At 67.4% G+C, this 20,784-nt stretch carries 20 protein-coding genes; 12 read left to right on the forward strand and 8 right to left on the reverse strand.

What is annotated here, in order from left to right; translation table 11 throughout:
• The first annotated feature begins 4 nt into the window (after window positions 1-4).
• The 10 genes from HN018_RS09140 to HN018_RS09185 all read left to right on the forward strand — a co-directional run bounded on the left by HN018_RS09140 (window position 5) and on the right by HN018_RS09185 (window position 9,495).
• Window positions 5-190 carry a hypothetical protein gene (locus HN018_RS09140; protein ID WP_171835861.1) on the forward strand — a complete coding sequence of 62 codons (186 nt, stop codon included), beginning with the start codon at window positions 5-7 and terminating at the stop codon, window positions 188-190.
• Window positions 171-2,321, forward strand: a complete 2,151-nt coding sequence (locus HN018_RS09145; RefSeq protein WP_171835860.1) for an ATP-dependent helicase — start codon at window positions 171-173, stop codon at window positions 2,319-2,321. Before HN018_RS09140 ends, HN018_RS09145 begins: the two co-directional genes overlap by 20 nt.
• A gap of 20 nt (window positions 2,322-2,341) precedes the next feature.
• Window positions 2,342-2,842, forward strand: a complete 501-nt coding sequence (locus HN018_RS09150) for a CinA family protein (RefSeq protein WP_171835859.1) — start codon at window positions 2,342-2,344, stop codon at window positions 2,840-2,842.
• A gap of 2 nt (window positions 2,843-2,844) precedes the next feature.
• Window positions 2,845-3,504 carry a sulfite oxidase-like oxidoreductase gene (locus tag HN018_RS09155; RefSeq protein ID WP_171835858.1) on the forward strand — a complete coding sequence of 220 codons (660 nt, stop codon included), beginning with the start codon at window positions 2,845-2,847 and terminating at the stop codon, window positions 3,502-3,504.
• A gap of 144 nt (window positions 3,505-3,648) precedes the next feature.
• Window positions 3,649-4,713 (forward strand): ABC transporter substrate-binding protein, encoded by a 1,065-nt coding sequence (locus HN018_RS09160; RefSeq protein WP_204259712.1) that lies wholly within the window; start codon window positions 3,649-3,651, stop codon window positions 4,711-4,713.
• 10 nt (window positions 4,714-4,723) lie between these two features.
• Window positions 4,724-6,265: a sugar ABC transporter ATP-binding protein gene (locus HN018_RS09165; RefSeq protein ID WP_171837085.1), complete on the forward strand. Its 1,542-nt coding sequence runs from the start codon at window positions 4,724-4,726 to the stop codon at window positions 6,263-6,265.
• Window positions 6,262-7,221: an ABC transporter permease gene (locus HN018_RS09170; protein WP_171834127.1), complete on the forward strand. Its 960-nt coding sequence runs from the start codon at window positions 6,262-6,264 to the stop codon at window positions 7,219-7,221. Before HN018_RS09165 ends, HN018_RS09170 begins: the two co-directional genes overlap by 4 nt.
• Complete coding sequence (locus HN018_RS09175; protein ID WP_171834126.1) at window positions 7,218-8,201, forward strand: ABC transporter permease; 984 nt, start codon at window positions 7,218-7,220, stop codon at window positions 8,199-8,201. Before HN018_RS09170 ends, HN018_RS09175 begins: the two co-directional genes overlap by 4 nt.
• Before the next feature lie 48 nt (window positions 8,202-8,249).
• Entirely contained in the window at window positions 8,250-8,885 is a 636-nt protein-coding gene (locus HN018_RS09180; RefSeq protein ID WP_171834125.1) for a class I SAM-dependent methyltransferase, read from the forward strand.
• Between the two features lie 52 nt (window positions 8,886-8,937).
• The gene (locus tag HN018_RS09185; protein ID WP_204259713.1) at window positions 8,938-9,495 is read left to right on the forward strand and encodes an NADPH-dependent FMN reductase; all 558 of its coding nucleotides are present in this window, start codon (window positions 8,938-8,940) and stop codon (window positions 9,493-9,495) included.
• A gap of 25 nt (window positions 9,496-9,520) precedes the next feature.
• Here HN018_RS09185 and HN018_RS09190 read toward each other — a convergent pair whose 3' ends face one another.
• From HN018_RS09190 to HN018_RS09200, 3 genes are all read right to left on the reverse strand, one after another.
• Window positions 9,521-10,285, reverse strand: a complete 765-nt coding sequence (locus HN018_RS09190) for an SDR family NAD(P)-dependent oxidoreductase (protein WP_171834123.1) — start codon at window positions 10,283-10,285, stop codon at window positions 9,521-9,523.
• Between the two features lie 103 nt (window positions 10,286-10,388).
• Window positions 10,389-11,288, reverse strand: a complete 900-nt coding sequence (locus HN018_RS09195; RefSeq protein ID WP_171834122.1) for a LysR family transcriptional regulator — start codon at window positions 11,286-11,288, stop codon at window positions 10,389-10,391.
• Between the two features lie 298 nt (window positions 11,289-11,586).
• Complete coding sequence (locus tag HN018_RS09200; RefSeq protein ID WP_171834121.1) at window positions 11,587-12,138, reverse strand: TetR/AcrR family transcriptional regulator; 552 nt, start codon at window positions 12,136-12,138, stop codon at window positions 11,587-11,589.
• Between the two features lie 86 nt (window positions 12,139-12,224).
• On the opposite strand from HN018_RS09200, the gene HN018_RS09205 reads away from it, so the two are divergent.
• Both HN018_RS09205 and HN018_RS09210 read left to right on the forward strand, forming a co-directional pair.
• Window positions 12,225-12,689 carry a monooxygenase family protein gene (locus HN018_RS09205; RefSeq protein ID WP_239479164.1) on the forward strand — a complete coding sequence of 155 codons (465 nt, stop codon included), beginning with the start codon at window positions 12,225-12,227 and terminating at the stop codon, window positions 12,687-12,689.
• A 382-nt stretch (window positions 12,690-13,071) separates the two neighbouring features.
• Entirely contained in the window at window positions 13,072-14,211 is a 1,140-nt protein-coding gene (locus HN018_RS09210) for an FAD-binding domain-containing protein (RefSeq protein ID WP_171834119.1), read from the forward strand.
• Window positions 14,212-14,237: 26 nt separating this feature from the next.
• On the opposite strand, the gene HN018_RS09215 is transcribed toward HN018_RS09210, so the two are convergent.
• The 5 genes from HN018_RS09215 to HN018_RS09235 form a co-directional block, all read right to left on the reverse strand.
• Window positions 14,238-15,140: a class I SAM-dependent methyltransferase gene (locus HN018_RS09215; RefSeq protein WP_171834118.1), complete on the reverse strand. Its 903-nt coding sequence runs from the start codon at window positions 15,138-15,140 to the stop codon at window positions 14,238-14,240.
• A 43-nt stretch (window positions 15,141-15,183) separates the two neighbouring features.
• Window positions 15,184-17,493 (reverse strand): DNA topoisomerase, encoded by a 2,310-nt coding sequence (locus HN018_RS09220; RefSeq protein ID WP_171834117.1) that lies wholly within the window; start codon window positions 17,491-17,493, stop codon window positions 15,184-15,186.
• A gap of 92 nt (window positions 17,494-17,585) precedes the next feature.
• Window positions 17,586-18,782 (reverse strand): potassium channel family protein, encoded by a 1,197-nt coding sequence (locus tag HN018_RS09225; protein WP_171834116.1) that lies wholly within the window; start codon window positions 18,780-18,782, stop codon window positions 17,586-17,588.
• Window positions 18,783-18,802: 20 nt separating this feature from the next.
• Window positions 18,803-19,357 carry an SIS domain-containing protein gene (locus HN018_RS09230; protein ID WP_171834115.1) on the reverse strand — a complete coding sequence of 185 codons (555 nt, stop codon included), beginning with the start codon at window positions 19,355-19,357 and terminating at the stop codon, window positions 18,803-18,805.
• Window positions 19,358-19,406: 49 nt separating this feature from the next.
• Window positions 19,407-20,744 (reverse strand): nucleotide disphospho-sugar-binding domain-containing protein, encoded by a 1,338-nt coding sequence (locus tag HN018_RS09235; protein WP_171834114.1) that lies wholly within the window; start codon window positions 20,742-20,744, stop codon window positions 19,407-19,409.
• Window positions 20,745-20,784: the final 40 nt, after the last annotated feature.

Raw genomic sequence — 20,784 nt, forward strand, 5'->3', positions numbered from 1 at the left:
ACACATGAACTACCGGCAAGCGGCTCGCCTCATGATCAACAAGCACGGCCGCAAAGCGAGAAGCTGGGCCCTCAAGCGTGCAGCCGAACTTCGCGCCATAGACGATGCGGCCACCGCCGCCGTCTGGGTGAAGGTCAGCGACGAAGTCGGGGCCCAGCAGGCCGCCCTGGATGCCGGCCACACCGACTAGCGCGGAGCTCCATCCGGGGCAGGGTGATGATGCCGCGATCCGCCGCGGCGTCCCGGTGACGCGCGACCATCTGGCCTCGCTGAACGACGACCAGCGCCGCGCCGCCACCGCACCCGCGCCGCAACTGCTGCTGGCCGGAGCCGGCACCGGCAAGACCGAGACGCTGGCCCGCCGGGTGGCGGACCTGATCCTGAACGGCGGTGAGCAGCCCGACCGGTTGCTGTGCATCACCTTCACCGCGAAGGCGGCCGGCGAGATGCGCCTGCGTCTGGCGAGCGTCCTGGCACCGGACCAGATGCCGCGCTGGGTCGGCACCTTCCATGCGGCCATGGCGCGATTGCTGATGGAGGATGGCGCCGGCCTGCCCTGCCTGGCCCGCGGCTTCTCGATCCTGTCGCCGGGCGATGCGCGCAGCCTGCTGATGCAGGTGGCCGGCGTGACTGACATCAAGGATGGCAGCCAGCTGCAGGAAGCGGTCTCCCTGCTCCGCAACGCCCTCGCCACGACGGAGGGCAAGCGCCCGCGGTCCGCTGCACTGCTCGGATGCGATCCCGAAATACTCGAGCGGGCGACCGCGCTGGTCCCGGCCTACCGTGCGGCCCTTGCGGATCGCGAGGTCGTCGATTTCGACGACCTGATCGTGCTGCCGGTGCTGGGCATGCGGGCCGATCCGGCGCTTGCCGATCGTTGGTCCGGGCGCTGGTCGGAGATCCTGGTGGACGAATACCAGGATACCAACCTGGCCCAGCATGCCCTGGTCAGGCTGCTGGCCGGCGACCGCCGCCGGGTGTTCGCGGTCGGCGACGACCTGCAGGCGATCTATGGATGGCGCGGCGCCGACGTCGCGCACATCCGCAACTTCGCCAGTGACTACCGTATGCCGGGAGACCCGCTGCGGCTGGAAATCAACTACCGCTCCTCGCCCACCATCCTTCGCGCCGCCAATGCGGTGGGAGCGAACGATCGCGAGGCGATGCGCAAGACGCTGCGGCCGGCAGACCCGGCTCGCCCGGCTGGCGTCTCGATCGCAATCCGTGAGGTGGCAACCGCGGAGCAGGAGGGGCGCGGCGCCGTCGGCTGGGTGCAGGCGCTGCGCAAGGCGCAGGCGGATCTGGCCTGGCGGGACTGCGCGATCCTGGTGCGGGCGGGGTTCGTGTCCGAGCCGATCGTCAAGGCCCTGCAGGAAGCCGGTATCCCGGTCCGGCTGGTCAGCGAGCGTCAGCCGGACGCGCCGAAGGAAGTGCTGGCGGTGATCGCCTGGCTGCGGCTCGCGATGAGCCGGAGCATTGGCGAGGGCGAAACCCAGGAGCAATGGCAGGCGGTCGCCGACGACGCGTTCCGCCGATGCTGCGCCTTTCCCGCCCGCGGCATCGGCGGCAGCCTGTTTCGCCGGCTGCGCGACCATGCGACCGATCGCGGTATCGCCCTGGCCGCGTCGGTCGGTAGCGTCGAGGCGAGCGACGCCGAACGGGACCGGCTGCTCGCCGTGCTGGCGATCGCCCGCCGCATCGGCGACGCCATCGCCGGGAAGCGGCTCGGTGTCCCGGCGTCGCTGCGACTGGCCGCAGAGTACAGCGGAATACAGGATCGGCTGCGGGATGACGGCCAGGGCCGGCTGACCCAGGCCTGGACGGCGTGCCTGCAGGCGGCTGCCGGCGCCGGCAGCGTCCGCTCCTATTGCGACAGCGCCGGGCTGGACGATGTGCCGGGCGAAACCGAGGTGCCGGATGCGGTGCAGGTGATGACGCTGCATCGCGCCAAGGGGCTCGAATTCGACCATGTGCTGCTGGCCGGGCTCGAGGAGGGTGTGTGGCCGAACTGGCAGGCGGAGAAGCGGGACGCGGTGCCGGAAGAGCGCCGGCTGTTCTATGTCGGCATCACCCGCGCCCGCCATTCGCTGCGGCTGAGCTGGGTGCGCCAGCGCCGGAGCTGGGATGCCAAGCCGTCACGCTTCCTGGACGAAATTCCGCGTAGTCTGCTCGAAAGTGCGGCGCCGGCCTTCGCGTCGTCGAAACGTGCGGATCATGGCGCGCCGGCCCGGATGGCGGCGCCACCGACCCAGGCGGAAACGGACCGCCTGGTCGCCGCTTTCATGGCACGCCGCACGGCCGCATCCGCCGGGCCGCAATAACCGAACAGGAACCAGAGGCAATGAGCGACCGGGTGCAGATCGACCATGCGTGCGTCAGCCGGATCGCCGAACGCCTGGTCGAACGACGGCAGACGCTCGCCGTCGCGGAGTCGTCGGCAGGCGGGCTGATCTCCGCGTCCCTGCTGTCGGTGCCGGGCGCATCGGCATACTTCCTGGGCGGCGGCATCATCTACACCCGCCAGGCCCGCGAGACCCTGCTCGGCATCACCCCGGGCGCGCTGGGTACCGTGCAGTCGGCAACCGAGGCGATGGCGGTGCTGCAGGCACGAACCATCCGGGACCGGCTCGGCGCGGACTGGGGCCTGGCGGAAACCGGGGCGAGCGGTCCGGGCGGCAACCGCTACGGCGATGCGGCCGGCCATTGCTGCGTCGGTGTGGTCGGCCCGCGCGAGGCCAGCCGCATCCTGGAAACCGGCTCGCCCGACCGGGCCGCGAACATGACGCGGTTCGCCAACGCCGCGCTGGCGCTGCTTGACGAGATGCTCGGCGGGACGCCATGACGATGGACGACGACGAGCCCCTTCCCGAGACCAGCAAGCTGACCCGCTCCAAGCAGCGCTGGGCCGGCGAGGGCAAGTTCCTGACCGGGCAGCCGGCACGCGCGGCCGGCGAGCGCCTGCCGCCGGGGCAACATCTGGTCCGGGACTGGCCGGTGCTCGATCTCGGCCGCCAGCCCGACATCTCGGCGTCACGATGGCGGCTGACGATCGGCGGCATGGTGGAACGACCGGTCGAGCTCGACCTGCCGGGTTTGATGGCGCTCCGGCAGGTCGACATCCGGTTCGACATCCACTGCGTCACCACATGGTCGCGATACGACAACGCATGGCAGGGCGTCGATACCGCGGCACTGCTCGATCTGGTGCAGCCGCGCGACGAAGCGCGTTTCCTGATGCTGCACGGTTACGACGGTTATACGACGAACGTTCCGCTTGCGGATTTTGCAGTTCCGCAAGCGCTGTTCGCACATAGTTGGAACGGCAAGCCGCTCACGCGCGAGCATGGTGGTCCGGTACGGCTGGTGATCCCACATTTGTATTTCTGGAAAAGTGCAAAGTGGATCAACAGGATCGACTTCATGGGTGCCGACAAGCCCGGCTACTGGGAAGAGAATGGTTATCATCGGCGCGGCGATCCCTGGGCGGAGGAACGCTATTCCTGATCCGGTTCACGCCGGTTCCCACTCCTGCCGTCAGGGTCTCGATCGCCGCCTATTGTCAGACAAGATGCATGTTCCTAGGCTGACCGCCGTCACGTGACGATGCGTGCACGAACGGGCCACGAGAGTCCGTCCAGGGAGGTCATCATGTCTCGACAGGACAACCAACTTTCGAACCGTCGCGCACGTCGTGCCGGAAGCGTAGCGCTTGCCGTGACGGCTGCCATTTTTGCCGCGCCGATGGCCATGGCCGACGACGCGCCGGGAAGTGCCGTCGTGCAGAACCAGTCGAGTGCGAGCTGCACCAACGCCAGCCCCAGCCGTGCGACGCTGAAGGGCATGGTCGTCGGGTTCTCGCAGTCGGAGAACGAACAGAACCCGTTCCGTGCAGCGGAAACCGCTTCGGTGAAAGCCGCCGCAAAGCAGGCGGGTGTCGCGCGGCTGCTCTACACCAACGCCAACGACAGCCAGGCCAAGCAGGTCGCGGACGTCCAGAGCATGATCTCCCAGGGTGCCAAGGCGATCATCGTGGCGCCGCTGAATGCCACCGGGCTGCAGCCCGCCCTCGAGCAGGCGGCCGAAAAGAACATCCCGGTGGTGACGATCGATCGCGCCACCGCGGGTACGCCGTGCCGCGACTTCATCACCTTCCTCGGATCCGATTTCACCGTGCAGGGCCAGCGCTCCGCCGATGCGATGAACGTGGCGACCGGCGGCAAGGCCAAGATCGTCGAGATCCAGGGTGCCTATGGCAACTCCGTCGAGACCCAGCGCACCCAGGGCTTCGCCGACCAGCTCAAGAAATACCCGGGCATGGTCCTGGTCGCGGCGCAGACCGGCAACTGGTCGGCGACCGACGCGCAGAAGGTCATGGAGCAGCTCCTGCTCGCTCATCCCGACATCGACGCGCTCTATTCGCACGCCGACGTCATGACGCTGGGCGCCATGCGGGCGATCCAGCAGGCCGGCAAGAAGCCGGGAACGGACGTCCGGATCGTGTCGATCGACGGCACCAGGTCGCTGGTGCAGGCGATCGCCGGCGGCAGCGCGCAGGCGGATGTCGAGACCAATCCGCGGTTCGGACCGCAGGCGTTCGGTACGCTGAAGGCCTGGTTCAACGGCGACAAGGTGGCCCAGGCGATCACCATGAAGGACACGCTCTACACCAAGGACAACGCATCCGCGGCCCTGTCGAGCGGCTCGACCTACTGAGAGCGGCGGCATGCTGCTCGAGACGCGAGGCCTGACCAAGTCATTCGGAGCGGTCCGGGCCTTGCGCGATGTCTCGTTCAGCCTGCGCACAGGCGAAATCCATGGGCTGATGGGTGAGAACGGCGCCGGCAAGTCGACGCTGATCAAGCTGCTGACCGGCCTGAACCGGCCGGACAGCGGCAGCATCCTGCTCGATGACCAGCCGGTGACGTTCGACAGCCCGCGCGCGGCCCAGCTTGCCGGGGTCGCGGCGGTCTACCAGGAGATCAACCTGATCCCCGAGCGGAGCGTCGCCGACAATCTGTTCCTCGGCCGCGAACCGCGACGGTTCGGCGTTCTCGTAGACCGCGCCCGCATGATCGACGAGGCCCGTGCGCTGCTGCTGCGCTACCACCTGGATATCGATCCGCGCCGGACGCTGCGCACGCTCGGCCTCGGCCTGCAGCAACTGGTGTCGATCGCCCGCGTGGTATCGCTCGGCGCCCGCGCCATCATCCTCGACGAGCCGACCTCGGCCCTGTCGGCCGCCGAAGTCGACCTGCTCTACAGCGTCGTCGAGCAGCTTCGCCGCGACGGCATCGGCCTGATATACGTCAGTCACCGGCTGTCCGAATGCTACCGGCTGTGCGACCGGCTGACCGTGCTCCGCGATGGTGCGGTGGTGGCGAGTGCGGCGACCGCCGACCTTCCGCGTGGCCAACTGGTCGCCGCCATGCTGGGCCGCGAACAATCGGCCGGACCGGGCCGGACCGGCGGATCGGAAGCCGGAAGGAAGGCGGGCCAGGCCGAGGCACCGGCACTCGATGTCGGCGCGCTGTCCTGGCGAAACCGGGTGCGCGACGTCTCGCTGACCGTCGGGCGCGGCGAGATCGTCGGGCTGGCCGGCCTGCTCGGCTCGGGACGGACCGAGACCTTCAAGGCGATCTACGGCGCCGAGAAACCGGACGCCGGCTCGGTCGCGGTCGATGGCAGGCGCGTGGCACGCTCGCGCCCGTCGGAGAGCATCCGGCGGGGATTGGCGTTCCTGTCCGAGGATCGCCGCTCGGAGGGCGTGTTCGCGCAATTGTCGGTGGCCGAGAACCTGACCGCCGCGGTGCTGCCGCGCATATCCCGCTGGGGCATCATTTCCCGGCGGCGGCGCGACGCGCTGGTGGCGCGCTACGTCCGCGAGCTCGGCATCAAGACCGACGGCTTCGACGTCCCGATCACGTCGCTGTCCGGCGGCAACCAGCAGAAGGTCCTGATCGCGCGGGCTTTGTGCACCGATCCGCGGATGGTGATGCTCGACGACCCGACCCGCGGCATCGATGTCGGCGCCAAGGCGGAAGTGCACCGTGTCGTGCGCGGCCTGGCGGCCGAAGGGCTCGGCGTACTGATGACGTCGTCGGAGCTCGAGGAAGTGGTCGAACTGTCGGACCGGCTCGTGGTGCTGGACGAGGGCAGGGTGACCGGCGAGCTCGAGACCGCCGGCCGGGACAGCGACGATGTGCTGGCGCTGCTCGCCGGTGGCGCGGCTCCAGCCGAAACACCGGCTTCCGGGCACGCTCCATGACGGTGCCGGCGACACTGGCCGAGCCCCGGCGCTCGTTCGCATTCGGCGACCTGCGCGCGCTGAGCGTCTACATCGCCTTCGCGGCACTCGTGGGCTTCGACCTGCTCGTCACCCCCGGCTTCCGCAATCCGACCGTGGTGCGCTCGCTGCTGTTCGAGGCCGCGCCGCTGATCCTGATCGCGCTCGGCCAGTCGCTGGCGATCGGCACGCGCGGCATCGACCTGTCCGTTGGCTCGGTGATGGCGCTGTCGTCCGCGGTGATCGGCCTCACCATCGGCCTCGGCCAGGGCGTGGCGATCGCCGCCGGGATCGCGGCCGGCCTGCTGTGCGGCATCTTCAACGGATCGCTGGTGGCGCTGCTCCGGATCGCGCCGCTCATCTCCTCGCTGGCGCTGCTGGTGGCGGCGCGTGGACTGGCGCAGGCGCTGCTCGGCGGTGCGCGCCTCGACCTGCCGTTCGACGGGCCGCTCGCGTCGATCGGCCAGGTGGCGGTGCTCGGGATCCCGGGTGTGGCGATCGTGTCGCTGGCGATCGCCGGCCTGTTCGCGTTCGTAGTCCGCAGCACCATGCCGGGGCGCTACGCACTGTTCGTCGGCTCCAGCAGGACCGCGTCGCTGCTCGCCGGCCATCCGGTGCGGGCGACGCTGGCGTTCGTCTATGGGCTGTCCGGATTGCTCGCCGGCCTCGCCGGGGTATTCGCGACGGCGCGGCTGGGTGCGGCGGACGCCAACTATATCGGCGTGCAGTTCGAGCTCGACGCGATCGCGGCGGCGGTGATCGGCGGCACGCCCCTGTCGGGCGGCCGCATCTCGACGCTGGGCACCGTGTTCGGGGTGCTGCTGCTGGTGGTGCTGGATGCGTCCTTCATCATGAACAACGTCAATGCGAACTACGCACAGATCCTGAAGGCGGCGTTCATCGTCGCGGCACTCTATTTGCGTCGGGGGACGGCATGAGCGGCGTGGTGGTGGCACCGGCCCGTAACCCGGGCGAGACGCGGCAGCGCATGGTGGCGCTGGTCCAGTCGCGCGGCGCGATCGTGGTGCTGGTCGTGGCGGCCCTGGCGGCCGGGCTGGCGTTTCCCAGCTTCCTGCGCCCCGGCAACGTCAACGACATCATCATCGCCGCGAGCTTCCTGGGGCTGGTGGCGATCGGCCAGACCCTGGTGGTGATCATGGGCGGCTTCGACCTTTCGGTCGGCTCGATGGTCGGCCTCGGAACCGTGCTCGCCGCCTATGCGGCACCCTATGGGGTGGTGGCCGCGTTCGCGGCGCCGATGGCGGCCGGCCTCCTGGTCGGGCTGATCGACGGCCTGCTGATCGTGAAGGCCCGCATGGCGCCGTTCATCGTGACGCTGGCCGCCCTGCTGGCGCTCAAGGGCCTGGCGGTCATGCTGGCCGGCGAGAGCCTGGTCATCGCCGATCCCGGCTGGTTCGGGCGCATCGCCAACGGCCAGTGGCTGGGCGTCGGCAACCTGATGGCGATCCTGTTCGTGGCCTACGGCATCGCGGCCCTGGTGCTGAACCGCACGCGGTTCGGCGCGGCGGTGTTCGCCATCGGCGGCAACGAGGAAGCCGCGCGGATGCTCGGGGTGCGGGTCGAGCGGGTCAAGATCGCCACCTATTGCGTGTCGGGCACGCTGGCCGGGCTGGCCGGCGCCTTGCTGGCGGCGCGGCTATCCTCGGGCCTGTCCTCGGCCGGAACCGGCTACGAGCTGCAATCCATCGCGGCCGCGGTGATCGGCGGCGTGCTGCTGACCGGCGGGGTCGGCACGATGCTGGGCGCGCTGTCGGGCGTGCTGCTGCTCGGCGTGATCGAGAACGTGATCAACCAGATCGGCTCGCTCAGCGCCGCCTACCAGGGACTGGCCAGCGGCGCCTTCCTGCTGCTGGCGGTGATCGTGCAGTCCGGCCTGACCCGGCAGCGTGCGGGCTGAACCCGGCGCCCGGTTGGAATGAGGCGGGACCGGCACATCTTCTAGACCATGAACGATCTCGCCGGCTTCCCGCCCCGTGCCTTCGACAAGGCCGACCCTTCGCCCGATCCGCTCTTCTACAGGCAGCCCCGGCTGGTGACGCATATCGACGACGAGGCGATCGCCGCCGTCACCGAGCTGTATCGCCGGTTCCTGCCGGCCGGCGGAACCGTGCTGGACCTGATGAGCAGCTGGGTCAGCCACCTGCCGCACGACATCGCCTACGCACGGATCGTCGGGCACGGCATGAACGCGGACGAGCTGGCCGCCAATCCACGCCTGGACGAACGCTTCGTCAGCGACCTGAACGCCGATCCGGTCCTGTCCCTGCCGGACGCGCATTTCGATGCCGCTTGCATGTGCGTATCGGTCCAGTACCTGCAGCGGCCGATCGAGGTGTTTCGGGAGGTGGCGCGGGTGCTGCGTCCCGGGGCCCCGTTCGTGGTGACGTTCTCCAATCGCTGCTTCCCGACCAAGGCGGTGGCGATCTGGCAGGCGCTGACCGGACCGGACCAGCAGCAGCTGGTGGCACTGTACATGCAGCGGGCCGGGTTCGGCTCGATCGACGCCAGCGAGGTGGTGCCCGATCATGGCGACCCGATCTGGGCGGTGATCGGTTACGCGGACGGTGCCGAAACAGGCTAGACTGCCGTCTGGAACGTCAGGGGTCAGGGCGATGGGCTTGCGGATACCGGTCTTGCTGGGAAGCGTGCGAAGCGATCGCGTCGGCATACGGGCCGCTCGCTACATCATCGACGCGCTGACCAGGAAGGGCCACGAGCCGGTCCTGGTCGACCCGATGGAGTTGCAACTGCCGCTTCTCGACCGGATGTACAAGGAACATCCGAAAGGCGAGGCGCCGGCCAACCTCGAACGTCTAGCAACACTCTATCGCGAGGCGGACGGCTTCATGATCGTCAGCGGCGAATACAACAACGGCATCCCGCCGGCGCTCAAGAACCTGCTCGACTATTTCCTCGAGGAATATTTCTGGCGGCCGTCCGCAATCCTTTGCTACTCGGCCGGCCAGTTCGGCGGCGTCCGGGCTGCCATGCAGCTCCGGATGACACTCGCCGAACTCGGCATGCCGAGCATCCCGAGCCTGCTGCCGATACCGCGCATCCAGCAGGTTCTCGACGAGGACGGACACGCCACCGCCGAGTGGATCGACAAGAGCGCGGGGCGGTTCATCTCGGAGTTCGAGTGGTACGCAGGCGCGTTGCAGACCCAACGCGCCGGCGGCACTCCGTACTAGAGGATCGATCCCGACAAAGCTTCGATCAGGACGGCAACACGATGCTCTTGCCGCCATCGGCCATCGTGATCGACCCCACCATGAAGCTGGCCTCCTCGGACGCGAGGAACGCAATCACCCGGGCGATCTCTTCCGGCTGAGCCGCCCGCCCGATCGGCGCGTTCTTGCCATACGCGGCAAGCGCCGAGGGACCATCCTCGTGGATATGGTTGAGGATGTTCGTGACAGTATCCCCGGACCCGACGGCGTTCACCCGGATCCCGTGCCCGATCGCCTCGACTGCGAGCGTCCTGGTGAATTGCGCGAGCGCGCCTTTCGACGCCGCATAGGCGGCGATCGACGGAAAGGTCTGGAAACAGGCGTAGGAACCGACATTGACGATCGCCCCCCGGCCGTTGGGGATCATCGCGCGCAGCGCCTCGCGCGAATGCAGAAACACGCCCCTGATATTGACCGCAAAAATGCGGTCCCACTCCTCGACCGTCATGTCCACGACCAGCTTGTTGATGATGATGCCTGCGTTGTTCACGAGAACATCCAGCCGGCCGAACTGTTCGATGGCGGCTGCCACGGCCTGCCGCGCCGCCCCGTCTTCCGCCACATCCGCGACCAGCGGAAATACGCCGGGACGAGCCATCGCGCGGACCTCCGGATCACGATCCTCGGCAACGACCGACGCGCCGCGTGCATGAAGCAGCTCCACGGTTGCCCGGCCGATCCCACTCGCCGCCCCGGTCACGATGGCAACTTTTCCGTCGAATTCCCCGGCTGGGATAGATGCGATGTTCATGGTGAGGCTCCTCGTGATGATGCTTCATCAGGTAGGGCCACAAACGGCCTGCTTTAATACCGGCACTTCCGCATGCCTTGTTCGGAAATGAGGGCACAATACCCTACCGCCTGGCGGCGTCGCGGATCGCCCCGATCAGCGTCGTCACGGCTGCCGATCGATGGCGATGCCGGGGATAGTAGAGCGCGAAGCCGGGAAAAACCTCGGAGTAGGCCGTTAGCAGGGGGACGAGACGACCGGAATCGATATGGGGTTTCACCTCGCTCTCGACCCAGAACGCGATGCCCGCCCCTGCAATCGCCGCATCGAGTGCCGCCCGCTGGTCATTGAAGGTCAGGGGGCCGGAAACCGGGACGGAAAACCATGCTCCGTTCTCGTAGAACTCCCAGTTGTAGAGCGCGGCATGGCCCGGCCACCTGAACACGAGACAAAGATGGTGGCACAGCTCGCGAGGATGATCGGGAACGCCATGCCGATCCAGATAGGCCGGGGCGGCCACGGCGATCTGGCATATGGGAGGCTGAAGCGCGAACGCGATGACATCCTGCTCCAGCAACTCCCCGAGCCTTATCCCGAGATCGAAGCGCTCCGACACGATATCCACGCCGGCATCGTCGATCTGAACTTCCACGCTGATCCTGGGAAAGTCGCGAACAAAGCCGGGCAACAGGGACTGCAGGAACAGCTGGTAGCCCAGGCGTTGCGCATGAACCCGAATTGGTCCCGCGACATCGCCGCTGGTTGCATTCGCCTCCCTCAGCGCCGCGTCGATTTCCTCGAATGCTGAACTTGATCGCATTGCCAGCCGCTCGCCGGCAGGCGTGGGGCTGACGCTGCGCGTCGTCCGGTTCAGGAGCTGAATACCGACACGATCCTCAAGCCTGCGGATCGTCTCGCTGAGTGCGGAGCGCGATACCCGAAGCTCTCTCGCGGCGGCAACGAAACTTCCCCGGTCGATGATGCAGCGCAGGGCGCGAAGGTCCTGATAGTCTTTCTCTGCCATGGCCTTCACTAGCATAGACCGGACCCGGTCCGGACGGTCGACGCCGCTATGCCGGTCATCAAGACGGCAACGGTCGCTTCGGGAGTCGCGGAGCGCGCTGCGGGTCGATAACCTGCACGCCATCATGTCGTGTATGAAGGCTGCGGACAGCTCGAACGAGTGCTACCTGACCCGCCCCGCTACAGGGGTTCCGGTCTCCTTCTCGATGACGATAGAGACGGGGCCTCCGATGATCCCGATCTCGGGCGGCCCTCCGAATTTCCCGCGGGACCGTCCACCGACAGAAGAACCATCGTGATCAGGGTGCGTGGGAATTCCCGACAAGCCCCATGATGACCAGCGTGAGGGCATCGCGTTCACGGGGCGAGCCATTGGGGGGGAGGCTGCCATCGAGCGCTAGGGTGGCCATGCCGTGGACAGCCGCCCAGCAGGCAAGCGTCGCCGTCTCGAGATCTGCCGGAGCAAGTTGCCGCACCCTCCGGACCATCACGCCATAGGCATTGTCTTCGACCGGTGGAGGGCCGCCGTCGTGATCGGAGAACATCAGCCTGAACAGCGCGGGGTGGCTCCGGGCGAAGGCCAGGTAGGCTTCCCCCTGCGCCACGAGCGCGAGACACGCGTCCGCCTGATCATCTGCCGCCAGCAGCACCGTCCGTAGGTCGTCGAAGCCGTGCATGGCCACCGCTGCGAGCAACGCGGCCTTGTCGCGGAAATGGCGGTAGGGCGCCATCGCCGAAACCCCCGCATCACGCGCGATCGCACGCAACCCGATCTCGTCGCCCCGCTCGAGCCTGGTCAGGGCAGCAGCGATCAGGCGTCCGTGAAGATCCGATAAGATTTCATCGACCATGTTTACAGTGTATACCCAGCTCTGATACGTTTACACTGTAAACAATGGGAAGCCGGGTTATGCAAGCAACAACGATCCGGAGGTCGGTGGACCTCTCGCAGTATCCCGATCTGGTGATGATCATGCTCGGTTTCCGGTTGCGAGGGTGGCGCGGCCTGCGTGCAATGCGCCGGATCGGTCCGGGGATGGCGAAGATCATGCGCGACCGACCGGACGGCCTGCTCGCCCATGAAGGCATGAAGTTCAGCCTGCTTCACTTCGGCTTCCGCCAGTATTGGCGTGATCTCGACACGCTAGAGCGGTTTACACGCAGCGAACCGCATGCCGGTTGGTGGCGAAGCGTCCGCGAACTGTCGGCAGACGCAGGATTCTGGCATGAGACCTACCACGCGCGAGGTGGCATCGAGGCGCTTTACGTCGCGATGCCGGAACCTGTGGGCCTGCAACTTTTCGCCCCCGAGCGGCAGCCTGTCGGCCCGTTCATGTCGGCGCGAGCGCGGATACAGGGTGGGGCAGTAGAGCCACGAGCGGCACCCCAGGCGGTCGATTGAGTGGGTGGCGGACAAGTCCGTCCCAGGGTTGGCCCGGATGCGCAGAGGCTGGCGGCGGGTGGTCCCCGGATCATCCACGTCTCGGACGGCCACGTTCACGCGGCTCGTCGAGGGCAATGGAGTCTCTGCGGCTGCCGAGCCGGCGTGTCCGGTTGTTGTGAACTGGACTCCGGTGTTGGCCAGGACGGGCGGATCTTGCAGGACGCGGCCCTGTTGAACGCGTGGAAGACGTCACCGGCGATCTGTCTGGTTGATGGCTCGCGCGGCGGCTCGCAGGACGCTTCGGCTGAACCATCGGATCCAGTCGTGGCCGACGTTGTCGTGAACATCGGTGATCAGCCGGCTGCATGGTAGCTCGCGGGCAGGGCTCCATATAGGAGTGATGAACCGTCCTATCGTCCTGACCCGCGGCGCTGCACTCGACCGTCTGACCGAAGCCGTCCCGCGCTTCGGCCCCGTCTACGCCGCCAACCGGAATACCGACGCAGGGCCCCTGGGAAGAGCGACCACAAGCGAACTCTCGCCCTACCTGCGCCGCCGGCTGCTGCTGGAGCAGGAGGTCGTCGGGGCCGCGCTGGCCGAGCATGGTCCCAAGGCTGCGCAGAAGTTCATCGACGAGGTGTTCTGGCGCTCCTACTTCAAGGGAAACCTCGAGGCCCATCCTGCAGCCTGGACAAGCTACCTCGACGACGTTGCGGCGGAGCGGGAGCGCCTGGCAGCGAACTCCGGTCTGCGACGCGCCTACCAGGACGCCGTGTCCGGGCGTACCGGCATCGACGGCTTCGACGACTGGGCGCGCGAACTGGTCGAGCATGGCTGGCTGCACAACCACGCACGGATGTGGTTCGCCTCGATCTGGGTGTTCACCCTCCGCCTGCCCTGGGTGCTCGGCGCGGATTTCTTCCTGCAGAACCTGCTTGATGGAGATCCGGCCAGCAACACCCTGTCGTGGCGCTGGGTCGCCGGGCTGCATACACAGGGGAAGGCCTATGCCGCGCGGGCGGAAAACATCCGCCGCTTCACCGACGGCCGTTTTTCCCCGACCGGCCTGAACGAGAGCCCGGAGCCGTTGCAGGAGATCGACCCTCCCAGCCTGGTTCCGCTGCCGTCCGCGGACCCGGTGCCGACGGGTGACGTCGCACTGCTCCTGCATCTCGATGACCTGAACCCGGAGACCCTGAAGCTGGGCTGCCGGGTCACCCGTGTCGGCGGACTGGTCGCGCATGCGCCCAATGCTTCGGAACAGGTCCGGCAGGCCGACCGGGAAGCGATGGCCGACGCGTTGGATCGCGCCGGGCAGTGGTTCGGATGCGCCGCCGCCATCGCTGTGCCCGGTTGGGAGGATGGCCTGCCGGTCGTCGCGGCGTGGGCGCCGGTGGGTCCATCGGCCGATGCCTTGCCACCCGGTTGCCTGCGGGTGCGTCGACAGTGGGACGAGCTGACCTGGCCACATGCCACGCGCGGCTACTTCCAGGTGAAGAGCGCCACCCCGGCAATCCTTCGCGCGATGTCTCCCGGCTAGGGCATCATCCGATCGAGCGCCAGCCGTCAGGTTCCACGCCGTCGTATGATCGTCGCCTCGGCAATGCGGGCATAACCGGGAACATGCCCGTGCGGCACGCCATCGCTATCCATCAGATATCGCGTCTCCAGCTCATGGTTCGTCACGAGTGCCGTGAGCTCGAAGTTCCGTTGCGCAAGAAAGCGTCGCAGATTCCGGTCCTCGATTCCGAACGATAACGGCCGCCCAGACTGGTCCATGAACGCGCGGAACTCCTCGCCGCCGTAATAGGCGACCGAGCCGTCGATCATCGATCGCGGCACGTAGTCGAAGACGATGCCACTGTCCGGCACGCTATGCTGGCTGACGAAGTCCAGCACGGCGTCCACATCGTCTTCGGTCATATCGACCGAGCGACCTTCCCAGATGAAGAACGTCGGTTCCGAAGAATCGTAGCCGGGCGCATCGGCGATGTCCGCAAGCGCGTCCGCCTCGAAATCGCTCGCAACATAATGGATGTTTCTCGCGCCGGAACCCGGCAGGTGCTCAAGCGCCGCCTTCTTCTCACGCTGGATCTCCCCGAAATCGACCTCGAAGAACCGGACATCGTGTTCCGCACCGGCAAGACGGTGTGCTCTCGTATCGAAGCCTGCTCCGAGCAAGACCACCAGCCTGAAGCCACCATCTATCGCCCGGCGCAAGCAGGCGTCGAGATGGAATGTCCGGGCATTCTGCAAATAATACGCTCCGGGCAGCACGGCTTCCAGGTTCGTCCGGAACTTCCCGACCTGCTCGGGCTCATCCGGATCGGGCCGTTCACCCGGATCAAGAAACTCCCGAGCCAGGGTATCGGGGTTGCGTATTTTCCGATCGGGCTCGAGTGCGGCAAAGGCTCGTGCCCTGGCATCGCCCAGGGCGGCTGCCCGGAGCGTTTCCACGTGATCCGTCATAGTGCAAAGCCTCTGTGTCGTAACCGCTGCCCGCACTGCGCGGTCACAGCCAACCCTTGTCGCGAAAGCCGGAAAGATCGAGGCCGGCCAATACATACCAGGCGCCGTCGCGGTATCGCGCGCCCAGCTTCTGGGCGGCATCCTTGTTCCCGTATGGAATGTTGAGCCGGATCTCGGTTCCCCCCGCAGCCGGTCCGGATGCAACCGGCGCCTTGGCGGCTCGCGCCTTCCCACCGGTCCGTTTCTTCGCACCCGGGGTGGCGGCTGCCCGCGCTTTCGCCGGAGCCGCGCGCCTGCGTGGCGTCACTGGCTTGGAACTCTCCGGCGCCTGGGCCGACACCTGTTTCGATGCCGCATGCTTGTCCAGGAAGGCGCGGCAGACGGCGCCGGAACTTGCATATCCGCGCGGCGGCTTGATGGTCTTCTGCTTCGCCAGACTCTCGACATAGGCTTTCATCGCCGGCGTGGGCGGCCCGGATCGTCCCGCCGCTCCCGGCTTCCCGGGCGGTCCTGCCGCCGCGATCACCAGCGGCGCCGCACCGCTGGAAGCGTGCTCGGTCAGGCGGCCGATGATGCGGGAGGCCTGCGCGCACACGGCGTCGATCGCGCTCATCATCTCGGTGCGGCCGACCAGCACGTCATCCAGCAGCCGTTCGAGCTGGGCGGTCACACCCGGATCGACCAGCGCCGGATCGGCCTTCTGCAGCACGTCGAACAGGGCCAGCCCACGATCGGTCGGCACGATGTTCTTGCCGTCGATGACCAGGAACTCCTGCGTCTTGAGGCCGCGAATGATCTCGGCGCGGGTCGCCGGCGTGCCGATGCCCTTCGCCTCCTTCAGCCGCTCGCGCAACGCCTCGTCCGGCACGAAGCGCCAGGCATTCTGCATCGCGTCGATCAGCGTGCCCTCGTTGTAGCGCGGTGGCGGGCGGGTTTCCTTGTCCTCGACCTTCGGTTCGGACAGCAACGCGGTTTCGCCCGACCGGAGCGCCGGCAACAGCTGCGCCTCGTCGCCTTTTTCCTCCGCCGGCTGCCACTCGGGAAACGCCGCCCGCCAACCCATCTCGATCGGCTGGCGACCCGCGGCCCGAAACACGTAGCCCTGCACATCCAGCAGCGCCGTCGTCTGCCGGTAGCGGAAATCCGGCATCATCGCCGCGAGGTAGGACCGCGCGATCACGTCGAACAACCGCCGCTCGTCCGCGCTGAGCCGGGGCCAGACCGCGCGCAAATTATCGACGGTATTGTGGTTGGGGATGACCGCATGATGGCTCGCGCCCGCCAGCCCCTTGTCGCTGAAGGTGCCGCTCATGCCGCGCCGGACCAGCGGTGGATCGAGCACCGGGATCGCCGCGAAGCTTTGGCCGACCCTGAGCGCCTCGACGATGCGCGGCACCTGCGGGATCAGGCTTTCGGGCAAATAGCGGGTTTCGGCACGAGGGTAGGTGATGATCTTCTTGCCCGAGCCGTCGTAGAGCTCCTGCGCCACCTCCAGCGTGCGCGCCGCCGACCAGCCGAACCGCGAGGCGCAGAGTTTCTGCAGCGACGGCAGGTCGTGCAGCCGGGGTGGTGCCTGCCGCTTGTCCTCGACCTTGACCGAGAGCGGGCCGTCGGCGCCGTCCGCCAGCACCGCGATCGCCTCGGCCGTGGCGCGATCCGGTATCCGCTCCTTGGGCGCGAACCGCATCCGGAACTGCCCCGTCGCCACCGTGGCCGTCGCCACGATCTCGAAATACGGCTGGACCACGAACTCGCGGATTTCCAGCTCCCGCCGGCAGACGATAGCGAGCGTCGGCGTCTTGACCCGGCCCACGCCGATCACCGTGCGGGCGCCACGGGCGAGGGTGACGGTCGCAGTGCGGGTCAGCGAGAGATTGTAGATCTGGTCCGCCTGCCGCCGTGCGACGGCCGCCTGGTAGAGCGCCGCGTGCTCGCCGTTCGGCCGCGCATTGGTGAAGGCGTCGCGGATGGTGACGGCATCCTGGGCGGTGAACATCACCCGCCGGACCTCGCCGCGATATTTGTAGTGCTCGAGGATTTCCTGGCCGATCAGCTGGCCCTCGCGGTCGCAGTCGGTCGCGAGCCACACCCGCTTCGCCGAAACCAGCGCCTCGCGGATCGCCTTGAGCTTTGACGCCTTGTTGCCGCCGGTGGCCGGACGGGTGCCATACAGACCCTCGGGACGCAGCAGCACCGGCGTCCAGCGCTTCCAGCTTGGTTCGACTTCCTCCGGCTCGAGCAGATCGAACAGATGGCCCTCGGCCGGCAGGATGGTCCCGTAGCGACTGCCGACCGCATCGCGGATGTCCTTGGCCTGGCTGGACTTCTCGGTGATGACGATCTGCTCGACCATGCGTTCATGATAGGTTCTTCAACCCGCGCCGACCAGACCCGGCGCGTCGCGTCGGCATCCGCTTTCGCGTCCTGCCGATCGACGGGCGCGGTCTACTTCCGCTGCAGCCGCCGGCGAAGGCGCGAAGCGAACCGCCCGGACGACGGTTCGGGCGTGACGCCCTGGCGACCGGGGCCCGAGAGTTGTTCGACCAGCCGCTTGGCGATCAGGCCACGGTGCCCGCCATGCCAGTGGCCCGCCGCACCATCGGGCGGGAGCCATGGCGGCAGTTGCAGCGACAGGCGCCTGCTCAACCCGTCGAGCAGCGGCTCGTAGGTGGACCGAAGCGCATGGAGCACGTCCTCCGCATCAGCGCTTCCGGTCCAGTTCACTCCGGCATTCCCGAAAGCCTCTTCCATCGCCAGGTAGGTCTCGTGCGACAGCCGGTCGTTTCCCTCGAAAGGCGACGGGCCGATCCCGAGGGCCCGGGACATCTCGACGATCACCTGGCGCGTCATGGTGAAGGTCATCCGCGCCTGGAGCGGCTGCATGTCCTCCATCCCGACCAGGACCAGGGCGCTGGTATCCATCACCGCCGCCATCGCCGCGAGCCAGGACTGGTTGTCATGTTGCGAGCGGTAATAGACCAGCATCGGATAGGAGAGATGGCTCTCGAGCAGTTCCGCGCCCCAGGTTTCCCATTCCCGCAGCATCTCGTCGAGTTTCGCGAGACCGCCGGGCTCCGCATGAAGAACGATCATGGTGGTCGCGGTGGGCGGCGAGCCGGCGCGGGCATCGAGCTGGATGACATGCGCCTCGCGCCGCGCGAACAACTGGTAGAGTACCGGCAGGTAGCCGATCACGACGGCGATGAAGCCGAGCCCGAGGCCTGCTTCGACAACGGCCAGTATGCGGTTCAGCGCGGTGTGGGGTGCGATATCCCCATAGCCCACCGTGAAGAACGTCACCCCGCTCATATAGACCTGTTCGCTCAGCGCCGATGGGGGCCGGGAATGACCCTGCAGCGCCCATTGCAGCAGGCCGAAGCCGATGATGAACAACGCCGCCCAGAGCGAGAACAGGATCACCAGCGAGAGCGGGCCGAACACGCCGAGGAAGCGTATCTTGCGGTCGCCCGCGAACCATCGGTCCGCCACCCAGATCCACGCCGACCAGGCCGACCGGAAATACAGCCGCGCCAGCCTGACGCGCCGGTACACCCGCCGCGGCAGCAACATGACCTCGAACGCGTCCTGTGCCGTCACCGCGAGCAGGACCAGCGCCAGGACGATCGCCAGGACAACCAGCATCGGTCGGCCGGCCGCGCAGGCTATTCGAGGTTCGTGTGGCGGTGCCGCATGTCGTCGGGACCGATCTTCAGCCGCTCGCAGAGCTTCAGCACCATCACCTCGAACAGGATGAACAGGCCGCCTTCGTAGAGCGAGCCCATCGGCAATGTGGACGACTTCGCCTCGCCCTGGTCGTCCGCCATCGTCTGTGCCGGCAGGACCAGGACCTGATCGGCGTACGCCGCACTCCGGCCTTCCGGTTGCGCGGTGATGAACAGGATCCTGGCGCCGGCGCGCCTGGCGATCTCGAGCAGTGCCGATGCCGTGGACAGCTCGCCCGGTCCGGCGGTGACCACGAACAGGTCGCCACCCCCGACCGGCGGCGTCGTCATGTCGCCGACCACCGAGACCGCAAGCCCCATATGGAACAGGCGCATCGCAAGCCCGCGTATCTGCAGCCCCTCGCGCCCACATCCGAACACCACGATCTTGCGTGCCTCGGCGATCATGGTCACCGCGCGATCGACCGCGCCGTCGTCGATCCTCGAGAACACGTCCTGCAGTTCGTCGATCGCTTCTCGGTAGAGGCTGCTCATCGTGTACTCCCGTTTCCGCCCCGTGCTGCGGCATTCAGCCACCCCATCGTCAGCTCATCTCCAGCACGATCGGTCGAGGATCGGGGTGGGGGGAGACATGGTTCGCGATCGCCGCCTCGAACAGCCGGAGCACCGTGTTCTCGCTGTCGACATCCAGGAAGCGCTGCGCCATGAGTTCGGCCGCCTCGCGATACCGGTCCTCGCCCAACACCCGCTCGATCGCCTTCCGCAGCGCGACCGGCCGGGGCGTGTCTGTCTGCAGGCCGATCCCGACTCCGCTCCACGACACCCGCGCGCCGACCTCCGCCTTGTCCTCGTTGGTGCCGGCCACCACCAGGGGCACGCCCTGGCTCAACGCGAAATTGACCGTGCCATAGCCGCCATTGGTGACCACGAGATCGACCTGCGGCATCAGCCAGTCGTAAGGCAGGAATTCCGCCACCCGCGCATTATCCGGAATTTCCCCCGGAATTGTCTCGATCGACCGGCCGCCGGTCGCGACCACCACCAGGATGTCCGGCCGGTCCTTCAGCGCCGCCAGGGTCGGCGCCACCACCTCGCCGAGATCGTGATTCGCCAAAGTCCCTTGCGTGACCAGAACGACCGTCGTGGCGCGCGAGACATCGCCGGCCCAGTCGGGCAGCGGGGTCTCGATGGCGGGCAGCGGCAGCGCGCCGATGAAGTGCAGCGATGCAGGCGGCGATCGCCTGGGATATTCGAAGGCATCGACGGTCGGCTGGAAGAACAGGTCCGGGAGGATGACGCTGGCATCGTTCAGCTTGGTCGCCAGCGGGCCGATACCGATCGATGCCAGGACCCGATCGATCTCCTGCTGCATCGGTCCGAAGAACACCGGATCGATCATGTCCCGCATCATCCGGTAGTCGGCGATCGTGGCATCGTCGCTCGCCGGTGGCAGCCCTGGACCGTGCGGTGCACCGTCGTCGCGGGTGGTGAACAGCGGCGTCACGCCGAAATGCGCGATCGCCGGGCGCTGGTCGCGCGGACCCAGGAGAAGCGGGAACGTCCCCAGGAACAGATTGTCGGTCAGGACCAGGTCGGCCGGGAAGCGACCCAGGAGTGCCCTGAGCGACGCATCCTGGGCAACCAGCCGCCCGATGAACACGCGCTTGAACAGGAACATCAGCTTTTCCGGCCCGGAGGCCAGGGATTTCAGCTCGGGATAGACCTGGTCGAGATCGCTGAGATCCTGGTCGATGACGTCGTCGAACGGCTGGAACGACGCACCGGCCGCCTGGAAACGATGCCGGTGCGCGCTTGCGGTATGCCCGACGACCTCATGGCCGCCGGCCACCAGGATCCTGCCGATGGAAAGCAGCGGGTTGAGATGCCCGATCATCGGGGTTCCGGCCAGGATGATCTTCACGGGGCGCCGCCTTCGATGAGCAGGGATAGATTCGGCACTG

This window comes from Lichenicola cladoniae (assembly GCF_013201075.1).
GTDB lineage: Bacteria > Pseudomonadota > Alphaproteobacteria > Acetobacterales > Acetobacteraceae > Lichenicola > Lichenicola cladoniae.